General features: G+C 44.8%; 4 protein-coding genes. All 4 read right to left on the bottom strand.

What is annotated here, in order from left to right; genetic code table 11:
• Positions 1-1,217: methylmalonyl-CoA mutase family protein (locus HP456_RS15890; RefSeq protein WP_246289125.1), on the bottom strand; the 1,217-nt coding region annotated here is incomplete at its 3' end.
• The gene (locus HP456_RS15885; RefSeq protein ID WP_172252840.1) at positions 1,207-3,018 is read right to left on the bottom strand and encodes a methylmalonyl-CoA mutase family protein; all 1,812 of its coding nucleotides are present in this window, start codon (positions 3,016-3,018) and stop codon (positions 1,207-1,209) included. The genes HP456_RS15885 and HP456_RS15890, both read right to left, overlap by 11 nt.
• Positions 3,019-3,271: 253 nt before the next feature.
• On the bottom strand, positions 3,272-7,630 hold the full coding sequence (locus tag HP456_RS15880) for a S8 family peptidase (RefSeq protein ID WP_172252838.1): 4,359 nt from the start codon (positions 7,628-7,630) through the stop codon (positions 3,272-3,274).
• A gap of 553 nt (positions 7,631-8,183) precedes the next feature.
• A partial coding sequence (locus tag HP456_RS15875; RefSeq protein ID WP_172252836.1) for a dihydrolipoamide acetyltransferase family protein occupies positions 8,184-9,077 on the bottom strand: 894 nt, incomplete at its 5' end.

Raw genomic sequence — 9,077 nt, 5'->3', positions numbered from 1 at the left:
GTCAGTGTTTCGACATAATGGGAGCCTGCCCATGGATCGATGACCTTGGTGATACCCGTTTCTTCTTGAAGATATAATTGGGTATTGCGGGCGATCCTTGCTGAGAAGTCAGTCGGCAGGGCAATCGCTTCATCCAAGGCGTTCGTATGGAGTGATTGAGTGTGCCCCATCGCTGCTGCATGGGCTTCCAGCAACGTCCGGGTCACGTTATTGAATGGATCCTGCTCAGTCAAACTCCAGCCTGAAGTTTGTGAATGTGTCCTGAGAGCCATTGATTTTGGATTTTCCGGCTCGAATGTATTCATCATTTTAGCCCAGATCCTTCTTGCCGCCCTCATTTTTGCCACTTCCATAAAGTAGTTCATACCTACAGCCCAGAAGAAAGAAAGGCGCGGGGCGAATGAATCAATACCGATTCCCGCTTTCAGTCCGGTCCTTACATATTCAAGTCCGTCAGCAAGTGTATAGGCAAGCTCGATATCAGCAGGTGCCCCGGCTTCCTGCATATGATAGCCCGAAATACTGATGCTGTTAAATTTCGGCATTTTCTTAGAAGTGTACTCAAAGATATCGGCAATGATTTTCATAGAAGTTTCAGGCGGGTAGATATACGTGTTCCTCACCATGTACTCTTTTAAAATATCATTCTGGATGGTACCAGACAGTTTATCGCGGGATACCCCTTGTTCCTCTGCGGTTACGATATAGAAAGCAAGGATAGGAAGTACCGCTCCATTCATGGTCATGGATACCGACATCTGGTCAAGCGGGATGCCATCGAACAGTATCTTCATATCCAGTATGGAATCGATGGCCACCCCTGCTTTCCCGACATCACCGACCACCCGCGGATGATCTGAATCGTATCCTCTGTGGGTGGCAAGGTCGAAAGCCACGGATAAACCCTTTTGTCCCATACTTAAATTTCTTCTGTAAAAAGCGTTACTTTCTTCTGCTGTTGAAAAGCCGGCATACTGTCTGACAGTCCATGGCCTGTTCACATACATAGTCGGATAAGGACCCCTCGTATAAGGAGCAAGTCCAGGCAAATCCCCGCGATGAGAAAGTGATTCCGTATCTTCATGGGTATATAGAGACTTAACCGTCAATTTCTCATTGGTTTCATATGTGCTGCCAGCCTCAGTTTCAACCTTGAAGCTTTCGTCTTTTCTATCTCCAAAAGGGTCTATTTCCTGCCAATTGGGCTTATTCCACATGATGCTCCTCCTCCCAGATGCTCAGTAAACCGTTCAATTTCACTAGCATGTCCTGTTTGAAATAGATACTGCCGTTCAACCCCTGTTTTTCCCATTCAGTCATTTTTCCGTTATCGAAATGACCGGCAATATCCACTTTTACCGCTGGATTCCAGTTCTTCACCAATTCAAGAATAAGAGGAAGAAATTCTTCATAATCTTCATCTCTTCCGCACACGACATAATAGGATAGGCTGGTTTCCTCGATGAAGCGCAGGATGTCTTCCTTACTAAAGCAACCCCTGCTTACACTGCTGTGGATCCCGCCAGTCGCTAGAAATCCGCTGACAAAATCCGCCCTGGCCTTAAATGATTTCAATTCTTTCAAACCGATGATACCTGCATTCGGTATAGTCCCTCTATCAGTCAAGTTTTGCGCATGCTTTCGCAACTGTTCGAAAGGAAGGGATAACCGACCCCCTCCTTCAGCATGTCCAGGCGGAAGTACATCTTCGAGATTTGCATATATATTGGTGCCGATCATGGATTGATTTCTGGTTGATAAGTCAGCCATTCTGCTTTCCTTTATTTCCATGACCTCTTCCCTGATCGCCCCGGATAGGAGCAGCTTCTGCAGCCCGCCACGTGAATCAATAGATTGGAAATGTGCCCACGTCTTTTTACCGACTTCATCAGTCAGCCACTCCAAATAATAAGAGCCGCCACCCGGATCGCTCACTTTGTTTAAGTGCGCCTCTTCCCCGAGGATATGCTGCATGTTACGGGCGACCCGTTCAGAGAACGGACTCGCTTCCCCCATTATCAGGTCAAAAGGATGGACTACAAGATAGTTGACGCCTGCAAGGATTGCAGAGAATGCTTCCCCGCCTGAACGGAGCATGTTTACATGGGAATCAAGCATGGATTTATTGAATCGTGATGTTTCCGCACTGATGGAAATTGACTTTCTGACCACATCTTCCCCGAGACCGTAGGCTGTGAGTATTTCCTGCCAAAGTTTCTTGAATGCTCTCAATTTTGCAATTTCCATAAAAAAGTGACTTCCCACTGAAAAATGAAAATGAATCTTTCGGGCGATTTTTTCCAGCAACCATCCATTTTCCAGCAATCGTTCGATGTACATCACCCCTTCACTCAAGGCATATGACAGGTCTTGAACAGCATGGGAACCCGATTCATGATACGGGACAGTGTTCACTACCAGGGTTTTAACATCCGGCATGCATCTGTCTGCTTTTTCAACCGAATCGAACCATTGTTTAAAGGGAATTTCATGTTGCCTAAACCCATATTCTGATAGTGGGTCGAAGCCAAAGATGCCATGAATGTTCCTAAGCGATGGATTTCCTTCTGCCAATACAGTCATTCGCTGAAGAAAAGAAAGGTTGTTTTTCTCGATATTAAAAAGCGGAAAAGCCTTAGAAATATTCAGTATGAATTGATCAAACTTTTCATCCGATTCAAGAGAATCAATAGAAAAAGACAGGCAATTCTGACCTCTGGAAAAGGCATCGTTTAATGCGGACGATAGCCCGTCCCATGACTTTCTTTTTACATTCTGAGCTATATACCAATCTTTGATCTCATTAAACTTCTCTTCAATATCGGGAATATAAGAAGCCACCCGGTCAAGTTCAGGCAGGTCTTCAGCCCGGTAAAGAGGTTTGAGGTCGATACCCTCATAAGTTTTCGTATGTAAGGAAGTGACACTTTTCCCTTTTAATGCTTTTTCTGCAGCCTTCTCCCAATCGTTTAAGGCAGGTGCAGGAAATGTGTGTTCTTTCATTTTACTTAATTTCATAATACCCCTCTTTCTCCCCACAGATTGTAATCGTTTACAAAATTAATCTACTCGAAACTATCCCTTTTATCCTGCTTCATAATGAAATGAGTGATGAAAATTCAAAATTTTTATTTAATACTATTTTAGTATATAAAAAAAAAGCGATATCTTCAATTACAGATTGTTCATTGGAGTGTGTCAGGTTAACATTTGCAGGCAGACATACAAAAAAGAAGAGCCGGCATGCCGGCTCTTCTCCCCTCTGAATCCATTATTTTTTCGTGTTGATATATAGCTTGCCTTCTGCCCGTTCAGTGGACACATTTCCAAACTCATCAGAGATTTTCACTTCGACCACTGCCCCAGGTGCTTTCACATTGGAAGTGGCTGTATAGTACCCCACATAATGACCTTCAGATGTTTCCATCATCGGAAGTTCAGTTGCGTTATTTAATTGCGCTCCCGCATTGGTCAGCGGCATATGGAGGACGAACGTTGCATCTAAACCAGGTTCACTGTCAAATTCGATTTTTACAGATTCACCTTTTTTCAGTTCCTTATCTTCACCCGGAAGAAGATTTTCAATATTGATATCGCCAAACTTAGCATAGACGGTTACCGTACTCTTCTTTTTATTTCCGGCTTTGTCTTTTGCAACGACATTAATGATATTCTCCCCTTCATTCAGAAGAAGTCGATGACTGAATTCCCCATCCTTTACAGAGGCTTTTTCACCGTTTACTTTTACCCAAGCCAAATGATCCTCCGCGATGGTTCCTTTGACCGTGATCGCCTCACGATTTGTTTTCAAGCCTTCTTCCGGAGAAGTGATTGCAAGATCCGGTTTCACTTGATCAAGGATAATCTTAACAGGTTCGGAAGCCCCCGTCATACCTTGCTCAGTTGCTGCTTTCGCTGTAATTGTATTCTCTCCTGAATTCAGATTAACATCTGCAGAAAATGTTCCCTCTTCATTCGTATCGGCAGTAGCCACTTCTTCTTCACCATTGTACAGGTGAACTGTGGTCGTAGGTGCTGATGTCCCTTCGACAGTGACCGTGTCGTTTTTCGTGTATGATCCGTCTTTTGGTGAAGTAATGGCTGGTGCAGTTACTTCGTAATTAACAGTAGCACGGATCATATAGTTCCCTTCATCTTCAGGGGCAGGAGACCATGCACCGCCAACAAATTGCCAGCTGCGCGCGGCATACTCACCGTCTTCATCTGTACCCAATCCAGGTGAATTAGGGTTTGGAGCCGATTGGATGTAGACCATATAGAAGTCTCCTTCGACCATTATTCCATGTTCACTTAAATCAACATGAGTCCATTCACCATTTCGGAGTGCAGTTGCATCAAATGGACCTGCAAGCTTCTTACCAGGAGCTCCGTCTGTTCCAGAAGCATCGTATACTTCCACTTGGAAATCTGTTCCGCCCGGCACCGGCCATTCAGTATCCCAGAAACGGAAGTGTCCGCCGGTTACCATTGCTGAATCATTGCCTTCCTCAAGTGACATTTTTACTGCCCATCCATTGCCCGCATCATAGAAGGCGCGTGCATTTTCTGCTGTTCCATCATCATATCCGATTTCACCAGGATAGCCGATGAATGGTTCTAACGAAACATCAGCAGTCACAACTTCCCCGCCTTCGATTGTCACACTCACTTCTTGGCTGTAGTAGAAAGGAGCAACGACTTTAATCGTGTATTCGCCTTCATACCCTTCGAGGTCGTATTCTCCATCAGCATTGGTTTCCACCGGTGTCACGACGGCATCTTCCATTAAGAAGACTGTCGCTCCTTCAACCGGTTCACCTGTAGCTTGATTCGTCACTACACCCGATACGTTTCCACGAGGAATCTCTTCCAGCGTAAAGTTCGCTGTGGATGTTGCATCTGCTTCCACAGTGACACTTTGTGTCTGCGATCTGAAGCCGTAGGTTGATGCTTGAAGGGTGTATTCACCTGCTGCATGGGTCATTTGGTAAGATCCGTCTGCAGGGTCCGTGTAAGCAGAACGTCCTGTCTCCAGCACTGTCACCTCAGCCTGTAACGGTAATAATACCGGTGCAGGTGCAGTTCCATCCGCAGGTGCTTCTTTCTTAACAGGCTTCATCATTTTAATTTTATTAGGGTTCACACTAGGTTTCTTGGAAACCGATGAAGAGCTGTCACTCTTCGACTTTAATCCTAACTGAGCTTTACCGGACGGCAGAATTGATTCTGCACTTAATTTGACATCATCCAGATACCATCCTTGTTTGACGACACTTCCATCTGTAGTCACATTGAATGATACATAGACACGCTGGCCTGCATAGGCACTTAAGTCAACTTCACCATCTGTCCAGCCGTCTGTCACATTGTTTACACGAAGAGCCTGCGTCCAGTTCTCTCCATCTGTGGAAACAAATACATGACCGTAATCATAGTTATTTTCTAGTTCATGCCATTGTTTGAACTGTAAGAAACTATTGCCTTCAGGCAGGTCGATCGGAGGCATCTGAAGCGACATGTTTGCACTGCTATCGTAGTTTCCATCCAGATTAGTAGCATACACTTTCTCTCCGGAAACTGCGCTGCCAGGACCTGTAGTTGGCGCACCCCACTCCCAGCTGTTCGCCTCACCATAGGAAGTCCAGCCTGCAGGAGATGACTCAAAATCCTGTTCATATCCTACTGTGATTCCAGGCAGTAAAGGAACCGTGTACGTGTCACTCTCAATTTCATTCCCGCCAAAGTCCAGCGCACTCCACTTGTAATTCACGCTGTCTCCCGTCAAATCTTCACCAGGAATGGCAGCTTTATATGAACCTTCCGTATAGTCGCCGGATGTTCTTTCAGCCTCCAGGGAAACCCATTCACCATCCGCGTTTTGATAGTCGAGAGATACACTCGTTACACTGACGTTATCACTTACATCCGCTTGAAGCGGTAAATTCATTTCTTTAAACGCTTCTTCTGGAGCGTCATGTGAAATGGCAGGGGCTTCCGAATCATCCCCTTCTTTCGATACATTTCCTTCAATCTTTCCGATACCGCTCATCACAGATGATACTGCATCAAATGCATTTACCAGTCCGTGCCCATAGCCATTATTAGGCGATTCAGGGAAGGTACCGTCCGTCAATGGGATGGCTGTTGATGTCAATATTTCCTCAATGTCATCTACAGTCAAATCCGCATTAACCTGTTTTAATAGTGCTGCAACTGCCGAAATGTGAGGACCGGCCATTGATGTACCATTCCATCCGCCTTCATAATTGCTTCCTGGCACGGAAGAACGGATGTTCACGCCCGGTGCTGAAATTTCAGGTTTCACTTCATCGTAAGGAGAAGGGCCCTGTAAAGAGAAGCCTGCAAGGTTATTACTGCTGTCAGTCGCTCCTGTAGCAAATGATTCAGGATAGTTTGCAGGTGTTGCAACTGAACCTGGTCCACCAGGATTGAATAAAGTTGTGTTACCGGCTGAGAATTCAGGGAAGATTTCTGCAGCTCTCCATGCAGTTACCATCTCACGGTACCATTCATCTAATCCCGGTCCGCCGCCCCATGAATTATTGACAACATCAGGAGCCATTTCTGGATGAGGATTTCCTTCCGCATCTTTAGGAGCAAGGATCCACTCTCCGGCTTCCAGTAGATCTGCATCTGTTCCTCCAGCAGCTGTGAATGCTTTAACCGCAATCCACTTCGCACCAGGAGCAACACCGATCTGATTACTTCCATCCGGCTCAGAACCGACCATCGTACCGGTTACGTGGGTTCCATGTCCCTGATCATCATAAGGGGTGCCCTGACCGGCAGTTGCATCAAACCAGTTAAATTCATTTTCCGGAGAATCCGGGTTTTGAGGATCATACCCTCTGTACTTCTCTTTTAATGCCGGGTGATTCCATTGAACACCGGTATCGATGGAGGCAACAACTGTCCCAGCACCGTCGATTCCCATGTCCCAAACAGCCGGAGCACCGATCTGCTCAAGGTTCCACTCGATTGAAGATGGAGTATTGTCCGCTTTTTCTGCCTTTTTGACATCCAGCGTTGCCGCAGATCCCTCTGCTTTAACCGGCTGGATGAGCTGGCGGGTTTCATTTGGTAGAATTTTCGCTACTTCAGGGAAATGAGCGATCTTTTCCATAACTTCCTTTGTACTTGTTACAGCCATGCCGTTAACGACATAATAGTCTTTTACATTTTTAACCGCACCACTCTTTTTTTGCTTGTTTAAGTATTTTTTCACTTCTGCTTGAGTTTCAAGTGCAGTGGCACGCAGCTCTGAAACAACCATATTCCGCTTTAGCAGCTTTTTATTATTTGCTGTAAGCTTTTGTTTCTCAGCCTTTTCAGCCGCTTTTTTCGCTACGCCCTTAGTGTCTACCTGCTCCTTGAACTTCACTAAGTATGTGACGTGCTTTTCTTTCTTGAATTGTTCCTGCAGTTTAGAGGTTACCTTCGCTTGTGGACTCACTTTTGCTGTATCATTTACTGATGTAGAAGATTTTTCCTTTGCCAGGCTTGGCATTGCTGAACTTGCAGCATTTGAGTTAAATGGAAACATTAGTGGAATGAACATTACCAGGGTCAATACGATTGAAAGCCACTTTCCTTTACTTCTTCCCCTCATTTAATTCCCTCCCGAATTTTGTGATGTTTCCTTTCGAGGCTCACCTCCCTGATGGTATTCACCTACTTGGAAAAATGTAGGTCTTACACCAAAGATAACCAACTGCAATTGTTAAATGTTGTAATATTTTGTCGTTTTTAATCTGAATTTTCAGAAAATGAACGAATGGTCGGATTCCTGCTTTATTTACTTAAGGATAAAAGTCACAACTATTCCATAACTCTGGGAATAATCTCGAATTTCAGGAGAAAAACAGGGGCAAAAAGACGGAGTGGCAAGATTGGTAAATTTTTAAAAATGAAAAAATAAGCATTTCAGAATGGAACCTAATATCCAACTAAATCTTGTACTCACTGAGACCTATTACAGATATTGGAATTCGGAAGATAATATTCTTTTGAGAATATTATGTTACATAATCCCGGAATTCAGTGTACCCTCACATGTTTTATAGGTAAAATAAACCATTTCAGTGAACATGAAAAGGGACTAACCACTCAGGTTAGTCCCTTTACGTAACGGATTGAACAGCTTACTAGTTGCAATCCTTCTATTAATACACAGAAGTGTTTTCCTTGGAAGTGTTCTCCAGATTTTCTTTAATACGCTGCAGGAATCTTCCGCAAACAAGGCCGTCAAGCACGCGATGATCAAGTGAAAGACAAAGATTAACCATATCGCGCACGGCAATCATACCATTATTCATGACAACCGGACGCTTGACGATCGATTCTACCTGGAGGATCGCTGCCTGAGGGTAGTTGATAATACCCATTGATTGGACAGAACCGAAAGACCCAGTATTATTCACTGTGAATGTTCCACCTTGCATATCTTCCGACTTCAACTTGCCGCTTCGTACTTTTCCTGCAAGATCCGTGATTTCACGAGCGATACCTTTGATTGTTTTTTCATCTGCATTTTTGATGACTGGCACGAATAATGCATCATCTGTTGCGACAGCTATCGAGATATTGATATCTTTCTTCTGGATGATCTTATCGCCTGCCCACATCGAGTTGATTTGCGGGAATTCTTTAAGGGCTTGTGAGACAGCTTTAACGAAGAAAGCGAAGAATGTTAAGTTAAAGCCTTCACGCTGTTTGAATTCTCCCTTGAGTGTATTCCTGTATTCCACAAGATTTGTAACATCTACTTCCATCATTGTCCAGGCGTGAGGTGCTTCGTGCTTGCTTCTTACCATATTGGAGGCGATCGCCTTGCGAATTCCTGTAACCGGTATTTCGATATCCCCCGGCATGACTGGTACATTTGGTGCAGGCGCTGCCTGCTTCTGAGCTGCAGCCGGCTGTGCTTGTTCTTTGACAGGCGCATCCTGAGGAGCAGGTGCTTCCGCTTGTTGTGCAGCAGATGCATCAGCTGCTTTAGGGATATTGCCGGACTCAATAATTTTCTTAAGATCTTTTCTTGTGATACGGCCGCCGTT

Origin of the sequence: Bacillus haikouensis (assembly GCF_013179555.1) — a bacterium.
Classification (GTDB): Bacteria; Bacillota; Bacilli; order Bacillales; family Bacillaceae_B; genus Rossellomorea; species Rossellomorea haikouensis_A.
Note: the sequence above shows the minus strand (reverse complement) of the source record. Positions and strands in the feature narration are given on the sequence as shown.

Excerpts from the sequence above, each read along its gene's own strand:
- HP456_RS15885 (WP_172252840.1), bottom strand. The coding sequence starts at position 3,018 with ATGAAATTAAGTAAAATGAAAGAACACACATTTCCTGCACCTGCCTTA.
- HP456_RS15880 (WP_172252838.1), bottom strand. The coding sequence starts at position 7,630 with ATGAGGGGAAGAAGTAAAGGAAAGTGGCTTTCAATCGTATTGACCCTG.